At 66.7% G+C, this 17,517-nt stretch carries 13 protein-coding genes; 11 read left to right on the plus strand and 2 right to left on the minus strand.

Translation table 11 applies throughout. From position 1 onward, the window contains the following. The first annotated feature begins 4 nt into the window (after positions 1–4). The 6 genes from EAG14_RS15265 to EAG14_RS15290 all read left to right on the plus strand — a co-directional run bounded on the left by EAG14_RS15265 (position 5) and on the right by EAG14_RS15290 (position 8,012). Complete coding sequence (locus EAG14_RS15265) at positions 5–1,303, plus strand: tryptophan--tRNA ligase (RefSeq protein WP_121729396.1); 1,299 nt, start codon at positions 5–7, stop codon at positions 1,301–1,303. 207 nt (positions 1,304–1,510) lie between these two features. Beyond that, positions 1,511–1,771, plus strand: a complete 261-nt coding sequence (locus EAG14_RS15270) for a hypothetical protein (protein ID WP_121729397.1) — start codon at positions 1,511–1,513, stop codon at positions 1,769–1,771. Between the two features lie 184 nt (positions 1,772–1,955). Next, positions 1,956–2,879, plus strand: a complete 924-nt coding sequence (locus tag EAG14_RS15275; RefSeq protein ID WP_240457063.1) for a formylglycine-generating enzyme family protein — start codon at positions 1,956–1,958, stop codon at positions 2,877–2,879. 139 nt (positions 2,880–3,018) lie between these two features. Then, positions 3,019–3,717: a response regulator transcription factor gene (locus tag EAG14_RS15280; RefSeq protein ID WP_099740436.1), complete on the plus strand. Its 699-nt coding sequence runs from the start codon at positions 3,019–3,021 to the stop codon at positions 3,715–3,717. Between the two features lie 156 nt (positions 3,718–3,873). Then, positions 3,874–5,610, plus strand: coding sequence for a FecR domain-containing protein (locus EAG14_RS15285; protein WP_240456803.1), 1,737 nt, complete (start codon positions 3,874–3,876; stop codon positions 5,608–5,610). Positions 5,611–5,654: 44 nt separating this feature from the next. Next, a complete protein-coding gene (locus tag EAG14_RS15290) occupies positions 5,655–8,012 on the plus strand; it encodes a CHASE2 domain-containing protein (protein WP_121729400.1) in 2,358 nt (785 codons plus the stop codon). Here the strand turns inward: EAG14_RS15290 and EAG14_RS15295 are convergent. Next, positions 7,975–9,399: a short-chain fatty acyl-CoA regulator family protein gene (locus EAG14_RS15295; RefSeq protein ID WP_121729401.1), complete on the minus strand. Its 1,425-nt coding sequence runs from the start codon at positions 9,397–9,399 to the stop codon at positions 7,975–7,977. The genes EAG14_RS15290 and EAG14_RS15295 overlap by 38 nt on opposite strands. A gap of 164 nt (positions 9,400–9,563) precedes the next feature. Here EAG14_RS15295 and EAG14_RS15300 point away from each other — a divergent pair, with 164 nt between their 5' ends. The 5 genes from EAG14_RS15300 (at position 9,564) to EAG14_RS15320 (ending at position 16,059) form a co-directional block, all read left to right on the plus strand. Beyond that, a complete protein-coding gene (locus EAG14_RS15300; RefSeq protein ID WP_121729402.1) occupies positions 9,564–9,962 on the plus strand; it encodes an acyl-CoA thioesterase in 399 nt (132 codons plus the stop codon). After that, a complete protein-coding gene (gene prpC / locus EAG14_RS15305; RefSeq protein ID WP_121729403.1) occupies positions 9,959–11,149 on the plus strand; it encodes a 2-methylcitrate synthase in 1,191 nt (396 codons plus the stop codon). The genes EAG14_RS15300 and prpC overlap by 4 nt, the downstream gene beginning before the upstream one ends. A gap of 115 nt (positions 11,150–11,264) precedes the next feature. Then, entirely contained in the window at positions 11,265–13,892 is a 2,628-nt protein-coding gene (gene acnD / locus EAG14_RS15310; protein WP_121729404.1) for a Fe/S-dependent 2-methylisocitrate dehydratase AcnD, read from the plus strand. Positions 13,893–13,913: 21 nt separating this feature from the next. Beyond that, on the plus strand, positions 13,914–15,116 hold the full coding sequence (gene prpF / locus EAG14_RS15315) for a 2-methylaconitate cis-trans isomerase PrpF (protein ID WP_121729405.1): 1,203 nt from the start codon (positions 13,914–13,916) through the stop codon (positions 15,114–15,116). An 82-nt stretch (positions 15,117–15,198) separates the two neighbouring features. Next, entirely contained in the window at positions 15,199–16,059 is an 861-nt protein-coding gene (locus tag EAG14_RS15320) for an oxaloacetate decarboxylase (RefSeq protein WP_121729406.1), read from the plus strand. A gap of 99 nt (positions 16,060–16,158) precedes the next feature. Here EAG14_RS15320 and EAG14_RS15325 read toward each other — a convergent pair whose 3' ends face one another. After that, entirely contained in the window at positions 16,159–17,484 is a 1,326-nt protein-coding gene (locus tag EAG14_RS15325) for a nitrate/sulfonate/bicarbonate ABC transporter ATP-binding protein (protein ID WP_099658393.1), read from the minus strand. Positions 17,485–17,517 lie beyond the last annotated feature (33 nt).

Below are 17,517 nucleotides of genomic sequence, written 5' to 3' on the forward strand. Positions count from 1 at the left end.
CTCCATGAGCACTACCCGTTTTCTGACCGGCATCACCACCACAGGCACGCCCCACCTGGGCAACTTTGTGGGCTCCATCCGCCCCTCGGTGCAAGCCAGCCTGCGTCCGGGCGTACAGAGTTTTTACTTTCTGGCCGACTACCACGCGCTCATCAAATGCGAGGACCCCGTGCGCATCCAGCGCTCTACGCTGGAGATTGCGGCCAGCTGGCTGGCTGCGGGCCTGAACCCCGAACACGTCACCTTCTACCGCCAGTCCGACATCCCTGAAATCCCCGAGTTGAACTGGATGCTCAGCTGCGTGACGGGCAAGGGCTTGCTCAACCGGGCGCATGCCTACAAGGCCTCGCAAGACAAGAACACCGAAGCCGGCCGTGAAGCCGACGACGGCGTGACCGCCGGGCTGTTCATGTACCCCGTGCTCATGGGTGCGGACATCCTCATGTTCAAGGCCCACAAGGTGCCCGTGGGACGCGACCAGGTGCAGCACATCGAGATGGCGCGCGACATGGCCAGCAGCTTCAACCACCTGTACGGCGAGCACTTTGTGCTGCCCGAAGCCGTCATCGACGACAACGTGGCCACCCTGCCCGGGCTGGACGGCCGCAAGATGAGCAAGAGCTACAACAACACCATCCCGCTGTTCTCGTCGCGCGAGCAGCTAAAGAAGCTCATCGGCAGCCTGCTGACCGACTCGCGCGCGCCCGGCGAGCCCAAGGACACCGAAGGCTCCGCCCTCTTCCAGATCTACCAGGCCTTTGCCAGCGCCGATGAAACCGAGGCCCTGCGCCGCGCCTACGCCGACGGCATTGCCTGGGGCGACGCCAAGCAACTGCTGCTGGAGCGGGTGGACCAGGTGATTGCCCCCATGCGCGAGCAGTACGACGCGCTGATCAACGACCCCGCGCGCATTGAGCAAACCCTGCTGGCCGGCGCCGAACGCGCCCGCGCACTGGCCACGCCGTTCATCAAAGAACTGCGCTCGGCCGTGGGCCTGCGCAGCCTGTCGCAAGCCAGCACCGCCAAAGCCACCAAGGCAGCCAAAGTGGCGCTGCCCTCGTTCAAGCAATACCGCGAGGCCGATGGCAAGTTCTACTTCAAGCTGCTGGCCGCCGACGGGCGCCTGCTGCTGCAAAGCACGGGCTTTGATGCCCCCAAGGAAGCAGGCCAGGCGATTGCACAGCTGCAAAGCCAGCCCGACGCGCTGAGCATCTTGGCCGCCAAGCTGCCTGCGGTGGCCGGTGTGGACCCGGCCGACGTGCGCGCCGCGCTGCAAGCCCTGGCAGAGGCCAACGCCGCCTGAAGCGTGGCGGTGACAGCACCGCCCATCCAAAACGCTATCAAATCAATAGCTTCTAGCGCTTACCAATCAGGCGCTAGAGGCTATTTTTCATCAAGCCCCAACACATCTGCAAGCGCGACCAACACTCGTCGCGCAGCTGCAAGGTCCAGGGTCAGGCACACCGCAAACGCCTTGCCTTACACTGCCCCTCACGTCTTGAGGCCCTCCATGCAAGCACCCTTTCATGTTGCACCGCTGATCGCCGCACTGGTCCTGGTGGGGGGCTGCAGCACCGCGCCCAGCCGCTCCTCAGGCCCGCCCCTGGCGCCTGACCGGACCTTCACCGTGCCCGTGTACGCCAACGAACCAGGCCGGGCAGACGCCACCGCCAAAGCCGAGTGCCGCAGACAAGGCCTGCACCACAAACTGCTGCGCAACGACGGCGCCCGCATGACCTACCAGTGCGTGAACGAGGCGCCAGCGCGCTGACCATCCCACCTCACCCCGGCACACCATGACCACCCCTCACGCCCTCTGGCAACGCCTCATCGCATGGGGGCTTTACGGTGGGCTGGCCTGGGCCTGTGCCGCCTGCACCACCACACCCATCACGGACCACACGCCTGCGGCGACCAGCCAGCCAGCGGTCACACGATTGACCAACTCGCTCGGCATGGAGTTTGTGCCAGTGCCCGCAGGCAGCTTCTGGATGGGCAGCGACGAGGCTCCGGGCGAGCTGGCCCTGGCGTTTCCGCTGCTGGGCGCCGCACGCTTCACGGCCCTGGCCGATGAAGCCCCGGTGCACCCAGTGCGCATCAGCCAGCCGTTTTACCTGGGGCGGCACGAGGTCACGGTGGGGCAGTTCCGCCGGTTTCTGGAGCTGTCTGGCTACCAGCCCGAATCCGTGGCCGACGGCACGGGCGGCTACGGCTACAACGCCCAGTACGACCCCGCCAGCACGGCGCGTGGCGACGCCTTTGAGGGGCGCAACCCCCGCTACAGCTGGGCCCAGCCCGGCTTTGCGCAAAGCGACGAACACCCCGTGGTCAATGTCACCTGGAACGATGCCCAGGCCCTGGCCCGCTGGCTGACTGAGCGCGAAGGCGTGCGCTACCGCCTGCCCACCGAGGCCGAGTGGGAATACGCCTGCCGCGCCAACACCCGCACCCGCTACCCCCACGGCAACGACCCGGCCCAGCTCACCCAGCACGCCAACGTGTTCGACCAGACGGCCGCCCCCCTGTGGCCGCGCTGGCAGCAGCACGCACTGCCCGGCAGCGATGGCCAGGCCTTCACCGCCCCGGCGGGCAGCTACCCGCCCAACGCCTTTGGCCTGCACGACATGCTGGGCAACGTGTGGGAATGGGTGGCCGACTGGCATGACGAGGGCTACTACGCCCAATCCCCCGCCACCGACCCGCAGGGCCCGGCCACGGGCTCGGTGCGGGTGCGCCGGGGTGGCTCGTGGCACACCTGGGCGTTTTATGCGCGCTGCAGCTACCGCAACTGGAACAGCCCGGAGACCCGCTACACGCTGGTCGGCATGCGCCTGCTGCGGGAGTGGGGCGAGGCCACTGGCGCCGCCAGCCGCCCTTGACCGCCCTTGACCTGGCGTCAAGATTCAAGAATCGCAAAACGTAAACAACCGTCAACTCACCCCGCCTGTTACACAGGCAGGGCGAGAAAACGGCAGGCCCTCGGAAATAATGGGCCATGACTTATCCGACAGGCAACCCATGCGCATAGCCGCGCTGGACGACGACGCGCTTCAGCTCGATCTCTTCAAACAGGCCCTGGAAGCCATGGGCCACATCTGTCACACCCACCTGACCGGAGCCGATCTGCTGCGCGAACTGCGCCGCGAGACGTTTGACCTGCTCATCGTGGACTGGCACCTGCCCGACACCACCGGCCCCGAGGTGGTGCGCTGGGTGCGCGAACATGTGGACGCCCCAATGCCCATCCTGTTCGTGACCCACCGCCAGGAAGAGCGTGACATCGTGGAAGGACTGGGCAGCGGCGCCGACGACTTCATGACCAAGCCCGTGCGCATTGGCGAGCTGCGTGCCCGCGTGGGCGCCCTGCTGCGCCGCGCCTACCCCGACGCCCGAGACGAAGTGCTGGAGTTCGGCCCCTACCGCTTCTTCCCCGAATCGCGCTCGATTGAAATCAGCGGCAAGCCGGTTGAGCTGAAGAACCGCGAGTACGATCTGGCCCTGTTCCTGTTTCAAAACATGGGGCGGCTGCTGTCACGCGATCACCTCAAGGAAATCATCTGGGGCCAGGTGCCCGATGTGATGTCCCGTTCACTGGACACTCACATCTCCCGCCTGCGCACGCAACTGGATTTGCGACCCGCCAATGGTTTCATGGTGACGGCGGTGTACGGTGTGGGCTATCGGTTTGAAGCGGTGGAGAAAGAGCGCAGAGCCTGAGAACCTGTTCAAAGAAGCGGGTTTCACAACCTGCGTCGGGCCATGGTGCCGCAGGGGGTGCAGTCCAACCGCCGCACGCCCGCCTCTCCCGCTATTTGCACCGCAGTCCAGAAGCCCTTGCCGCCCGCCCCTACCAAGGATACCAAGGAGTCTCTTTTGCACCTCAGTGCCCCCTTCCAACGCCTGCCTTCTGCCTTACTGGTGGCCGGTCTGGCGCTCAGCGCCTTTGCCGCGCCCCTGGCCCTTGCGGCCGAGCGGGGCGACGAAATTCCCCACACCGTTCAACCCGGCGACACGCTGGAAGGGCTGGCCCAAAGCTACCTGGCCGCCCCCCAGCTGTGGCCGCGCCTGCAGGCACGCAACAAGGTCAAAGACCCCAAGCACCTGCAGCCGGGCTCGGTGGTGTGGATTCCGGTGGGCCTGCAACCGGTGGAATCGGCCAGCGTGGAGTTTGTGCACGGCAACGTCAAAGCGCTGCCGCCCGCACCCGACGGAAAGGCTGGCAACGCGGCACCGGCCAGCGCCCCCCTGGCCGCAGGCAGCACCTTGGCCGAAGGCACCAAGCTGGAAGTCGGGCCCGATGGCTTTGTCGCCGTGCGCCTGGCCGATGGCTCCATCGTGCGGGTGAATGCCCAGTCGGACGTGCAACTGCGCCAGCTGCGCCGCCGGGGCCGCGCAGGGTCCGTGCAGTCGGTGCTGGAGGTCCAGCGCGGCAGCGTCGAATCCACCGTCTCCCCCAGCAGCGACAAACTGCGACGCTTTGAAGTGCGCACACCCCGTGCCGTGACCAGCGTGCGCGGCACCCGTTTTGGCGTGGCCCTGAGCGAGGACGGCAAAACCACGGCAGCAGTGCTGCAAGGTGCCGTGGCCGTGCAGTCGCGCACCGGCGAAATCCCCGTGCCTGGCAGCCCTGCCGCCCTGCTGCAGCCCGGCCAAGGCCTGGCGGTGCAGGCCGACGGCACGGTGGGCAGCCCCCGCCCTCTGCTGCCCGCCCCCGACCTGCAAACCCTGCCCAAAGCCGTGCACGAGCCCGGCCTGCTGGCGCTGGACGTGCCCCCGCAGCCCGAAGCCACGGCCTACCAGGCCGTTGTGGCGCGCGATGCAGACCTGACCCAGGTGCTGCGCTCAGGCACCTTTGCCAACGGCCGTTTGCGCTGGCCGGGGCTGGAAGATGGGCCGTACTACCTCTCCGTGCGCTCGGTCGATGCGGCAGGCATTGCGGGCCTGCCGAGCACCCAGCCGCTCACCGTCAAGACCCAGCCGGTGCCGCCGCTGTACCAGCAGCCCGCCGCCGCGGGCGTGGTGTCCAACGCCGGTGGCCAACTGCTGTGCACCCAGGTGCCCGGCGTGCGCTGGTACCGCATCCAGGTGGCGGCAGACGCGGCCTTCACCCAGCCTGCGCTGGACGAAGCCCGCCTGGACAACTGCAAGCTCTCGGTCGCCTCGCTGCCCGTGGGCAACTACTTCTGGCGCGCAGCCAGCGTGCGTGAGCTGGCCCAGGGCAAGGCCGACCAAGGCCCGTTTGCGGCCGCCCAAAGCTTCGTGCTGGCGCAGCAGCCCCCCACCCTCTCGGCCCAGTCCATGCAGGCCAGCGATGGGGACACCACCGTGAACCTGCGCTGGCAGGCCCAGGCCGGGCAACGCTTTCGCCTGCAATTGGCACGCGACATAGGCTTTGACAAGCCCACGCTGGACACGACGCTGGACGCCCCCCAATGGACCGCAACCGACCTGGCGGCGGGCACCTACTTTGTGCGCATCCAGGTGCTGGACCCCTCCGGCCTGCAAAGCGACTTCTCGCCACCACGCTCCATCCGCGTGGGCACGGGCTTCAGCACCAGCTCCGGCCTGCCGGTGTCGGACTCCAGCGGCGAGGCTGTGCGGCGCCCCTGAGGCTCCAGCACCGGCACCGCATCACCCCAACCGCCCGCACGGCCATGCTCAAAGCCGCACGCACGCGCGCCCAGCAGCGACGCTTTGAATGGACCCTGCTGGCGCTGGCGCTGCTGGCCCTGGTGGCCTGGCTGAGCCCTCCGGGGCAGTTGGCAGGCCCCAACCACCTGATCCAGGACCTGGGGCTGCGCGCCCTGGCGCGGCCACCCCACCCCGACATCGTGCTGGTGGCGGTGGACGACCGCAGCATCGCCACCATCGGCCGCTGGCCCTGGCGGCGCGCGCTGCATGCGCAGTTGCTGGAGGCCATCAGCGCACAACAACCCCAGGCCATCGGCCTGGACATTCTGTTCAGCGAGGCCGATGCCGACTACCCGCTGGACGATGCCCTGCTGGCCCAGGCCATTGCGGCGAGCCACCGGGTGGCGCTGCCTGTGCTGCAGCGCAACTATGCGGGGCTGTCTGCAGGGGGATCTGAAGGGATGTCCGAGCTGCCCCTGGACATGTTCGCCCAGGCCGCAGCCGCCCTGGGCCATGTGCACGTGGCCCCCGATGGCGACGGCGTGGTGCGCGGCCTGTACCTACAAGAAGGCCCGGCGGATGCGCCCTGGAGCCACCTCAGCCAGGCGCTGCAATGCATTGCACAGCCCCCAGCGCAAGGCTGCAAACCGCAGGCTCCGTCAGACCCCGCCAGCGCCTTGGGCAACAGCACCCCCGCCCCCTGGGCCGTGCGCCAGCATGAGCTGATTGCCTACGCCGGCGGGCCCGCCCACTACCCCACCTATTCCTACATCGATGTACTGCGCGGGCAGGTGCCCAGCAGCGCCTTTCGCGGCAAATACGTGCTGGTGGGCGCAGCGGCATCGGGCCTGGGCGACATGTTTGCCACTCCGGTCAGCAGCGGTTCCCGGCTGATGCCCGGCGTCGAAGTCGTCGCCCATGTGCTCGACAGCCACCTGGCCCAGGTGCGGCTGCAGACCGCCCCCACCGCCGCCAACATCGCCTTCAATTTGGTGCCTGTCGCGGCGGCCCTGCTGGCCTTGCTGGTGACGGGCCCCTTGGCGGCCTTGCTCACCAGTGCGGGGCTGGCGCTGGTCACGCTGCTGCTGTCGATGTTGCTGCCTGCCTGGACGGGATGGCAGTTTGCCCCCGCCGCCGCGCTGCTGGGCCTGGTGCTGGCCTACCCGCTGTGGAGCTGGCGGCGGCTCAGCGCCGCCGCCCAGTTTTTGCGCACCGAAATCGAACACCTGCAGCGCGAAGGCATGCTGGTGCTGAAGACCCCCACGGCAGGCACCGGTGATTTTCTGGAGCGGCGCATCAACGCGGTCGAGAGCGCATCGCGCCAGCTGCGCGACCTGCACCAGTTTGTGAGCACCAGCCTGCAGCAACTGCCCTCACCCAACTTTGTCTGCGATGCGCAAGGGCGCATCCTGCTGGCCAATCTGGCGGCGCAGCGCCACACCGGCCTGGGGGCGTTCGAGCCGCCATCGGCACTGCAGGGCAAACCCATCACCCAGGTGCTGCACGACCTGCAAGACCCGCGCACCCAAGAGCCCCTGATCACCCAGGACAAATTGCGCAGCGGCCAATTGCCCGCACAAAGCGAAGGACAAGACGGGCAAAGCCGCAACCTGCTCATGCTGTGCAAACCGTTCACCGACTTTGCCAACGTGGGCTGGCTCATCACGCTGGTGGACATGACCGAAATCCGCCGCGCCTTGCAGCAACGCGACCAGGCGCTGCACTTCATCTCGCACGACATCCGCGCGCCCAACGCCTCGATCCTGACGCTGCTGGAGATGCAGCGCGCCTACCCTGGCCGCATGCCCGCAGACACGCTGATGCAGCGCATCGAGCGGTACGCGCAGGCGTCCCTCGGCATGGCAGAAAACTTTGTGCGCCTGGCCAGTGCGCAAACGCAGGAATACCGCATGGCCCCCCTGGACCTGGTGGCCGTGCTGAACGAAACCGTGGACGACGCCTGGGCCCTGGCCAGCGAACGCGACGTGCAAGTCACCCTGCAATCACTGCCCGACACCGCGCCCTGCCTGGGCGACCGGGCCTTGCTGTGCCGCGCCGTGGCCAACGTGCTGAACAACGCCATCAAATACAGCCCGGAAAACGGCGTGGTGCAGTGCAGTCTGCAAGCACGCGGCACGCACTGGGTGTTGGCGGTGCGCGATGAAGGCCCCGGCATTGCCCCAGGCCAGCAAGACCGCCTGTTTGCCCCCTTTGCCCGCCTGCACGACCAAAGCCACCCCCACATCTCTGGCGTAGGCCTGGGGCTGGCCCTGGTGCACACCGTGGTGCAACGGCACGGCGGCAGCCTGGAAGTGGAAAGCGAAGAGGGCCGGGGTGCTGAATTCAGGCTGGTGCTGCCGCTGGAGAGCCATACGGCGTGAACCGGCTCTGGTTCTCATCCACCTGCAGCGCCCGGCCCACGTACGGGAAGGCGCGCTGCGTGCAGTGCTCGCGTTCGCACACCTTGCACCCCATGCCGATCGGTACCGCCGCCTCGGGGTCTTGCAGGTCCAGGCCTTTGGCGTACACCAGGCGCGCGGCATGGCGCACATCGCAGCCCAAGCCGATGGAGAAGGTTTTTTGCGGTGCGCCGTACCCGCCCGCGCAGGTGGATACGGTGCGCGCAATCCACAGGTAGCGGCGCCCATCGGGCATGCTGGCCAGCTGCGCCTGCACGCGATCAGGGCGCGCAAAGGCCTCGTACACGTTCCACAGCGGGCAAGTGCCCCCAGCGCGGCTGAAGTGGAAATGCGTGGCCGACTGGCGCTTGGAGATGTTGCCCGCGCGGTCCACCCGGATGAAGAAAAACGGCACCCCCGGCGCACCCGGGCGCTGCAAGGTGCTTAGCCGGTGGCACACGGTCTCAAAGCCCACGCCAAATTGCTGGTCGAGCAAATCGATGTCGTAGCGCAGCGCCTCGGCCGCGCTGAGAAAGGCCTGGTAGGGCAACAACAGCGCCCCGGCAAAGTAGTTGGCCAGGCCCACGCGGGCCAACTTGCGTGAGGCCGGGTCGGCGGTGAATGGCGCCACCTGGATGAGGGCGTTGATGGCCTGCTCGCACTCCAGCAAGGCCAATTGCGTGCCCAGCTGAAAGGCCCGCTGCGAGGCATCGAGCGTGTGCGACAGCCGCAGCAGCCGCGTGTCGGGGTCAAACTGCCGCTTGCCTGCCGCGGGGTCTTGCGTCAGCGCCACCCGCACGCCATGGAGTTGCTGCAGCCGCACGGTCAGCCAATCGGCCAGGGGGCCGGGGTGGGCTTGGGCCTGCACGGCCAAGGCTTCTGCCGCACGGTCCAGTCCATCGAAGTAGTTCTGGTGCGCAAAGAAGAAATCCCGAACCACCTCAAACGCCATGGCCCGGGGCGCCGATGCGGCCGAGCGGTCGTCCCCCAGCTGCAGCGACAGCGCCTCCAGCCGCTCCATCGCCTCCAGGTTGCGGCGGTGCAAGGCGATGACGGCGCGCCCCACCCCGGGCATCTGCGCGGCGATCTCCTGCAGCTCGGGCAGCCCGATAGGCTCAGCGCTGCCTGCCAGGGCCTCTTTGAGCCCGGCCATCAGCCGCGCCTCTTCGTCTTCAGAAAACTGCTGGATGTCCACGCCCAAAGTGCGGTGCAACTTGAGCAGCACCGACACCGTCAAGGGCCGCTGGTTTTGCTCCAGCTGGTTGAGGTAGCTGGGGGACAGCCCCAGCGCCTGCGCCAACGCAATTTGGGACAGCCCCTGCTCAGCCCGCAGCTTGCGCAGCTTGACGCCCATGAATGTCTTTTTCAAACCCTGCCCCTTTTTGCGCGCATGGATTGCGCCTTGATCGCGTATTTGCAGCGCACTTTTCGCTCATCGAAATTCGCAAAATTTGCAATTTGAAGGTTTGCTTTCGCAAAAATTCGCCCTTTTAGCCCTTCTTCGAGGCGTGTATTTTGCGTAAATTGCGAATCATGACAACACCTTTTGGAACGATGGAACTGCACGAACTGGTGCTGCCCATGCACAGCAACCACCATGGCCAGCTGTTTGCAGGGCAAGGGCTTCAGTGGCTGGCCAAGGCTGCGTTTCTGACGGCCCGTGGCCTGGCGCAGCGCGAGGTCGTCATGGCGGGTGTGACCCGCGTGGACTTCCTCGCGCCAGTGCCCGTGGGCTGCCAGCTCACGCTGCGCGGCTGGGCGAGCCGAATCGGTCGCAGTTCGATGACCGTGTGCATCCACTGCCTGGCCGTGCGGCCCCACATGCCGGGCGAAGACGTTCTCAAAGGGGTGTTCGAGATGGTTGCGGTGGATGCCACCGGCCGCCCCGTCGCCATCCACCCTTCGCACTTGAACCAGGAGACAACACCATGAACACCACCCTCGCGGGCACGGCCCCCTCTGCACCTTCAGCCCCTTCGGCCCCACTCCCCAAGCCCAAAAAATCCGTCGCCCTCTCGGGTGTGACGGCGGGCAACACCGCCCTGTGCACCGTGGGCCGCACCGGCAACGACCTGCATTACCGGGGCTACGACATCCTGGACATTGCCGAGGTATGCGAGTTTGAAGAGATTGCCCACCTGCTGGTGCATGGCAAGCTGCCCACGCGTGCCGAGCTGAAGGCCTACAAGGCCAAGCTGCGCGCCCTGCGTGGCCTGCCGGGCAGCGTAAAGGCCGCGCTGGAGCAACTGCCCGCCGCCAGCCACCCCATGGACGTGATGCGCACCGGCGTCTCGGCCCTGGGCTGTGCGCTGCCCGAGAAGGACGACCACAACCTGCCAGGCAGCAGAGACATTGCCGACCGCCTGATGGCATCGCTGGGCAGCATGCTGCTGTACTGGTACCACTTCAGCAACTCGGGCCGCCGCATTGCGGTGGAGACGGATGACGACTCGATTGGCGGCCACTTCCTGCACCTGCTGCACGGTACCCCGCCGCCCGAGGGTTGGGTGCGCGCCATGCACACCTCGCTCAACCTGTATGCCGAGCACGAGTTCAACGCCAGCACCTTCACCGCCCGGGTGATTGCGGGCACGGGCAGCGACATGTATTCGAGCATTGCTGGCGCAATTGGCGCGCTGCGCGGCCCCAAGCACGGCGGCGCCAACGAGGTGGCGTTCGAGATCCAGAAGCGCTATGACAACCCCACCGAAGCCGAGGCCGACATCCGCCGCCGCGTGGAGGCCAAGGAGGTGGTGATCGGCTTTGGCCACCCGGTCTACACCGTGAGCGACCCACGCAACGTCGTCATCAAAGGCGTGGCACAACGCCTGTCGCAAGAGGCGGGCAGCACCAAGATGTTCGACATTGCCGAGCGGCTGGAGAGCGTGATGTGGGAGGTGAAGAAGATGTTCCCCAACCTCGACTGGTTCAGCGCCGTGAGCTACCACATGATGCAGGTGCCCACCGCCATGTTCACGCCGCTGTTCGTCATCGCGCGCACCAGCGGCTGGGCAGCGCATGTGATCGAGCAGCGCGTGGACAACAAGATCATCCGCCCCAGCGCCCACTACACCGGGCCAGAGGACCAGGTGTTCGTGCCCATTGAAGAACGCTGCTGACAAAAAACGATAGCAGCCAGCGCTGGTTGGACGCCACTTTCAAGCCATTCATGCTTGAAAATCGCACACAACAAGCGCTAGCAGCTATCAAAAAAATAGTGAACCACTCTGCCCCATGACGAACACCGCCCACCGCAAACCCCTGCCCGGCACCACGCTGCAGTACTTCGACGCCCGCGATGCCGTCGAACAGCTCCAGCCCGGCGCCTGGGCCGCCCTGCCCTACACCGCCCGCGTGCATGCCGAAAACCTGGTGCGGCGCGCCGACCCCGCGCAGCTGGGTGCCTACCTGCGCCAGCTCATCGAGCGCCAGCGCACCATCGACTTCCCTTGGTACCCCGTTCGCGTGGTGTGCCACGACATCCTGGGCCAGACGGCGCTGGTGGACCTGGCGGGACTGCGCGATGCGATTGCGAAAGAAGGGGGCGACCCTGCCGCCGTGAACCCGGTGGTGCCGGTGCAGCTCATCGTGGACCATTCGCTGGCCGTGGAGTGCGGCGGTTTTGACCCCGATGCCTTTGCCAAGAACCGCGCCATTGAAGACCGTCGCAACGAGGACCGCTTTCACTTCATCGAGTGGACGAAGAAGGCCTTTGCCAACGTGGAGGTGATCCCGGCGGGCAACGGGATCATGCACCAGATCAACCTGGAGAAGATGTCGCCCGTGGTCTATGTTCAGGAAGGCGTGGCCTTCCCCGACACCTGCGTGGGCACCGACAGCCACACGCCCCATGTGGATGCGCTGGGCGTGATTGCCGTGGGCGTGGGCGGGCTCGAAGCCGAGAACGTGATGCTGGGCCGCGCCAGCTGGATGCGCCTGCCCGATATCGTGGGCGTGGAGCTGACGGGCCAGCGCCCAAGCGGCATCACCGCCACCGACATCGTGCTGGCGCTCACCGAATTTTTGCGCCACGAGAAGGTGGTGGGCGCCTACGTAGAGTTCTACGGTGCAGGCGCCGAGAGCCTGTCGATTGGCGACCGCGCCACCATCAGCAACATGTGCCCCGAGTACGGCGCCACCGCAGCGCTCTTCGCCATCGACGCGCAGACGCTGCAGTACCTGCGCCTGACGGGCCGCGAGGAGGCGCAGGTGCAGCTGGTGGAGACCTATGCCAAGGCCGCGGGCCTGTGGGCCGACACGCTGCGCGAGGTGCAGTACGAGCGTGTGCTGCGCTTTGACCTCAGCAGCGTGGTGCGCAACATGGCTGGCCCCAGCAACCCGCACCGCCGCCTGCCCACCACCGCGCTGGCCGAGCGCGGCATTGCCGCCCACTGGGTGCAAGAGCCCGGCCGCATGCCCGATGGCGCCGTGGTCATCGCGGCCATCACCAGCTGCACCAACACCAGCAACCCGCGCAACGTCATCGCTGCCGCCCTGCTGGCGCGCAACGCCCGCCGCCTGGGCCTCACGCGCAAGCCGTGGGTCAAGACCTCGCTCGCGCCCGGCTCCAAAGCGGTGGAGCTGTATTTGAAAGAAGCCGGTCTGCTGGCCGACCTGGAGGCGCTGGGCTTTGGCATCGTGGCCTTTGCCTGCACCACCTGCAACGGCATGAGCGGCGCTCTCGACCCCGCCATCCAGCAAGAGATCATCGACCGCGATCTGTACGCAACGGCCGTGCTTTCGGGCAACCGCAACTTCGATGGGCGCATCCACCCGTACGCCAAGCAGGCCTTCCTGGCCAGCCCACCGCTGGTGGTGGCGTACGCCCTTGCGGGCACGGTGCGCTTTGACATTGAGAACGACGCCTTTGCGGTAGTGAATGGCCAGCCCGTGCGCCTGAAGGACCTGTGGCCCAGCGATGCAGAGATCGACGCCATCGTGGCCCAGGCGGTGAAGCCCGCGCAGTTCCGCGCCGTGTACGGGCCCATGTTTGCGATACGCCAGGACGATGGCGAGGCAGTGAGCCCGCAGTACGACTGGCGCCCCCAGTCCACCTACATCCGACGCCCGCCGTACTGGGACACTGAGGGCGTGGGCGCTTTGGCCGCCAGCCCGCGCAACTTGAAGGGCATGCGAGCGCTGGCCCTGCTGGGCGACAACATCACCACCGACCACCTCTCGCCGTCCAACGCCATCTTGGCCGACAGCGCGGCGGGCGAGTACTTGGCGAAGATGGGCGTGCCCGAGGAGGACTTCAACTCCTACGCCACGCACCGGGGCGACCACCTCACCGCCATGCGCGCCACGTTTGCCAACCCGCAGCTCGTCAACGAGATGGCGGTGGTGGATGGGCAGGTGAAGAAGGGGTCGCTCGCCCGCATCGAGCCCGAGGGCCGCGTGGTGCGCATGTGGGAGGCGATGGAGACGTACCTGCACCGCCGCCAGCCGCTCCTCATCATCGCCGGGGCCGACTACGGCCAGGGGTCGAGCCGCGACTGGGCCGCCAAGGGCGTGCGCCTGGCGGGCGTGGAGACCGTGGTGGCCGAGGGCTTTGAACGCATCCACCGCACCAACCTGATCGGCATGGGCGTGCTGCCGCTGGAGTTCACGCCCGGTGTGACCCGCCTGACACTGGGACTGGATGGCACCGAGACCTACGATGTGCTGGGCGAGCGCACGCCGCGCGCCACCCTCACGCTGGTGGTGCACCGGCGCAATGGCGAAGTGCTGCGGGTGCCGGTGACCTGCCGCCTCGATACGGCCGAGGAAGTCTCGGTGTACGAAGCGGGTGGCGTGCTGCAGCGCTTTGCACAGGACTTTTTGGAATCCAATGCCAAATCAGCCGCTAGCGCGCTTTCTTAAAACGCAAGCAGCTATCAAAACATGAGCAAACCCCAAATCAAAATCCCCGCCACCTACCTGCGCGGCGGCACCAGCAAGGGCGTTTTTTTTCGCCTGCAAGACTTGCCCCCGGCCGCACAGCAGCCCGGCCCAGCGCGCGACGCGCTGCTGCTGCGCGTGGTGGGCAGCCCCGATCCGTATGGCAAGCAGACCGATGGCATGGGCGGCGCCACCTCGTCCACGTCCAAGGTGGTGATCCTCTCGCCCGCCACGCAGCCGGGGCACGATGTGGACTACCTGTTTGGCCAGGTGTCCATCGACCAGCCTTTTGTGGACTGGAGCGGCAACTGCGGCAACCTCTCGGCCGCCGTGGGGCCCTGCGCCATCCACATGGGCTTGATCGATGCCGCGCGCATTCCGCACAGCGGCGTGTGCACCGTGCGCATCTGGCAGGCCAACATCGGCAAGACCATCGTGGCGCATGTGCCGATCACCGAGGGGCAGGTGCAGGAGACGGGCGACTTTGAGCTGGACGGCGTGACCTTCCCGGCCGCCGAGGTAGCGCTGGAGTTTCTGGACCCGGCGGACGACAGTGAGGGCGATGGTGGCGGCGCGATGTTCCCCACGGGCAACGTGGTCGATGCGCTGGAGGTGCCGGGCGTCGGCAGCTTCCAGGCCACGCTCATCAACGCGGGCATTCCCACCATCTTCCTCAACGCCCGTGACCTGGGCTACACCGGCACCGAGATGCAGAGCGACATCAACGAAGACAAGGCGGCCCTCGCCCGCCTGGAAACCATTCGCGCCTGGGGCGCCGTGAAGATGGGGCTGATCCGCGACGTGGCCGAAGCCGCCACGCGCCAGCACACACCCAAGATCGCCTTCGTGGCACCGCCTGCGGCCTACACGGCATCCAGCGGCAAAGCTGTGCAGGCAGGCGATGTGGACCTGCTGGTGCGGGCCCTGTCCATGGGCAAACTGCACCACGCCATGATGGGCACAGCGGCTGTGGCGATTGGCACCGCCGCCGCAGTGCCCGGCACGCTGGTGCACCGGGCGGCCAGTGGCGGCACGCGCAACGCCATGCCAGGCTCCGTGCGATTCGGCCACCCCTCTGGCACGCTGCGCGTGGGCGCAGAGGCAGCACAAATCAACGGCCAGTGGACGGTGACCAAGGCCCTGATGAGCCGCAGCGCACGCATCCTGATGGAAGGCTGGGTGCGGGTGCCGGGCGATCTGGCCTGAAGCCCCACAGCAGTCACTCCTGATTTGATAGCTGCTAGCGATTATTTAGTGAGCGCTAGCGGCCCTTTTTATTCAAAACACCATGTCTACCCGCAAACAACTCAAGCAACTCGTCGAAGCCCGCAACGGCCTGATCGTGCCTGGCGCTTTCAACGCCCTCTCCGCCAAGGTGATTGCCGACCTGGGCTTTAAAGCCATCTACGTGACGGGCGCAGGCGTGACCAACATGTGGTTCGGCATGCCCGACCAGGGCTTCATAGGCCTGCACGAGATTGCCGACCACACGGCCCGCATCCGCGACGCCGTGGATGTGCCGCTGATCGTGGACGCCGACACCGGCTTTGGCAATGCCCTGAACGTGGTGCACACCGTGCGCACGCTGGAGCGTGCCGGGGCCGACTGCATCCAGCTTGAAGACCAGGTGGCGCCCAAGCGCTGCGGGCACTTCAGCGGCAAGGAGGTCATCAGCACCGAAGAGGCCGTCAGCAAGATCAAGGCGGCAGTGGACGCACGGCGCGACCCAGACTTCCTCATCATGGCGCGCACCGACGCTGCCGCCACGCACGGCTTTGAGGCGGCGGTGGAGCGCGCACAGAGGTTTGCCGAGGCGGGGGCCGACATCCTGTTTGTAGAGGCGGTGACCCAAGCCGAAGAAGTGCGCGCCCTGCCCCAGCGGTTGCACAAGCCCCAGTTGATGAACATGGTGATTGGCGGCAAAACGCCCCTCTTCAACGCCGACCAGCTGGGCGAGCTGGGCTACGGCATCGTGCTGTACGCCAATGCGGCGCTGCAGGGCGCAGTGATGGGCATGCAAAACGCGCTGACCACGCTGCGCGACGCCAAGGAAGTGCGCGAGGACAGTGGCCTCGTCACCCCGTTTGCAGAGCGCCAGCGCCTGGTCGGCAAGCCTGCGTGGGACGCGCTGGAAAAGCGCTACACCTGACGATCCTCCTCACCCGCAGGGATGCCAGGGGGTGACTGCGATCTCGCAGCGCAGCGGCCTTGGGCAGACCCGCTAGCGGAGTGGCTGACGCAGCTCGACTCAGGCTGACGCATCATCTCCTGCAGGCAAGCGCATGACCCTTGTGCGCGCGTCATATTCAAACACCTCCCCGTGGCGTGCCCAGGTGATGGCGGTGCGCAGCACACGTTCGGCCTCTGCGTCTCCATGCTGCTCACTCAGCAGGTGCAAGAAGGGCTCTTCGCGCAGCTCACCTGTCGGCTCCTGCTCCAGGCTGTGGCGAATGTGTGCCACCAACGGAACGTGGGCCAGCAATTGCTGCCCGAAAATGTCTTGTCGCAGGCTGTGGCTGCCCTCCACATAGCGACGGCCCAGCGGGGTCATCTGCAAGTCGCCACCCGCCAGCGTTGCCAGCCCCAGCTGTGCCACTGCATGGGCCAGAGGCAGCAGCTCCGCATCGGTCAGGCTGGTTTCCTCAGCCAGCTGCGGCAGGTCCGCACGGCCATCGAAGGGCGGCTCGGCCAAGAGCTCCAACAACCCGTCCATGCGCACCACGTCTGCGGCGGGCAGGCGGTCGGTCAGCAGGGCGAGTTCTTCCGGCTGCTCGGTCTCGGCATCACCGGGTGTGGCGCCATGGCGTGTGGCACCGGCGGTCATGAACGCGTAGACCTCATCGATCAGCGCACGCACGTGGGCGCTGTCTGCGTTGCGGGGTCTTGGCAGCTGGATCGCCAGCTGAAAGCGGATGCGGCCCGGGTCGCTCGCGAAGATCAGCACACGGTCGGCCATCATCACGGCCTCTTCAATGTTGTGCGAGACGACGAGCATGGCTTTGGTGGGCATGGTGCCACTGCGCCACAACTGCAAGATGTCTTCACGCAGGCGTTCGCCAGTCAATACGTCCAGGGCAGAGAAGGCCTCGTCCATCAACAGCACGTCCGGCTCGGTCACCAGCGCGCGGGCAATGCCCACACGCTGGCGCATGCCGCCCGACAGCTCCCGTGGCAGCGCCCCTTCAAAGCCCGCAAGGCCAATCAAGCCGATGGCCGCAGCCACCCGCGCGTCGCTCTCCACCTGCGGCACACCGCGCGCCTCCAGCCCCAGCGCCACGTTCTGCTGCACCGTGAGCCAGGGGAACAAAGCAAACGACTGAAACACCATGCTGATCGCGCGCGCAGGACCGTGCAACGGTTGCCCGCGGTATTGCACGTCCCCCTGGTCGGCGGGCACCAGGCCAGCCATGATGCGCAGCAAGGTGCTCTTGCCCGAGCCCGACTGGCCTAGAAGCGCGACGATCTCGCCTTCCTTCAGGGTGAAGTCCACGCCATGCAATACGGGCCGCTCTCGGCCGTCTGAAGAGCGAAAGGTTTTCCCAACGCCTCGAAGTTCAATGATGGATTGCGTCATGGTGGCAGCAGTTGCGGTCTTGTGCGGTCTTTT

It is taken from the genome of Acidovorax sp. 1608163, assembly GCF_003669015.1.
GTDB lineage: Bacteria > Pseudomonadota > Gammaproteobacteria > Burkholderiales > Burkholderiaceae_C > Acidovorax.

Excerpts from the sequence above, each read along its gene's own strand:
- EAG14_RS15265 (WP_121729396.1), top strand. The coding sequence starts at position 5 with ATGAGCACTACCCGTTTTCTGACCGGCATCACCACCACAGGCACGCCC.
- EAG14_RS15270 (WP_121729397.1), top strand. The coding sequence starts at position 1,511 with ATGCAAGCACCCTTTCATGTTGCACCGCTGATCGCCGCACTGGTCCTG.
- EAG14_RS15275 (WP_240457063.1), top strand. The coding sequence starts at position 1,956 with ATGGAGTTTGTGCCAGTGCCCGCAGGCAGCTTCTGGATGGGCAGCGAC.
- EAG14_RS15280 (WP_099740436.1), top strand. The coding sequence starts at position 3,019 with ATGCGCATAGCCGCGCTGGACGACGACGCGCTTCAGCTCGATCTCTTC.
- EAG14_RS15290 (WP_121729400.1), top strand. The coding sequence starts at position 5,655 with ATGCTCAAAGCCGCACGCACGCGCGCCCAGCAGCGACGCTTTGAATGG.
- EAG14_RS15300 (WP_121729402.1), top strand. The coding sequence starts at position 9,564 with ATGACAACACCTTTTGGAACGATGGAACTGCACGAACTGGTGCTGCCC.
- prpC (WP_121729403.1), top strand. The coding sequence starts at position 9,959 with ATGAACACCACCCTCGCGGGCACGGCCCCCTCTGCACCTTCAGCCCCT.
- acnD (WP_121729404.1), top strand. The coding sequence starts at position 11,265 with ATGACGAACACCGCCCACCGCAAACCCCTGCCCGGCACCACGCTGCAG.
- prpF (WP_121729405.1), top strand. The coding sequence starts at position 13,914 with ATGAGCAAACCCCAAATCAAAATCCCCGCCACCTACCTGCGCGGCGGC.
- EAG14_RS15320 (WP_121729406.1), top strand. The coding sequence starts at position 15,199 with ATGTCTACCCGCAAACAACTCAAGCAACTCGTCGAAGCCCGCAACGGC.
- EAG14_RS15325 (WP_099658393.1), bottom strand. The coding sequence starts at position 17,484 with ATGACGCAATCCATCATTGAACTTCGAGGCGTTGGGAAAACCTTTCGC.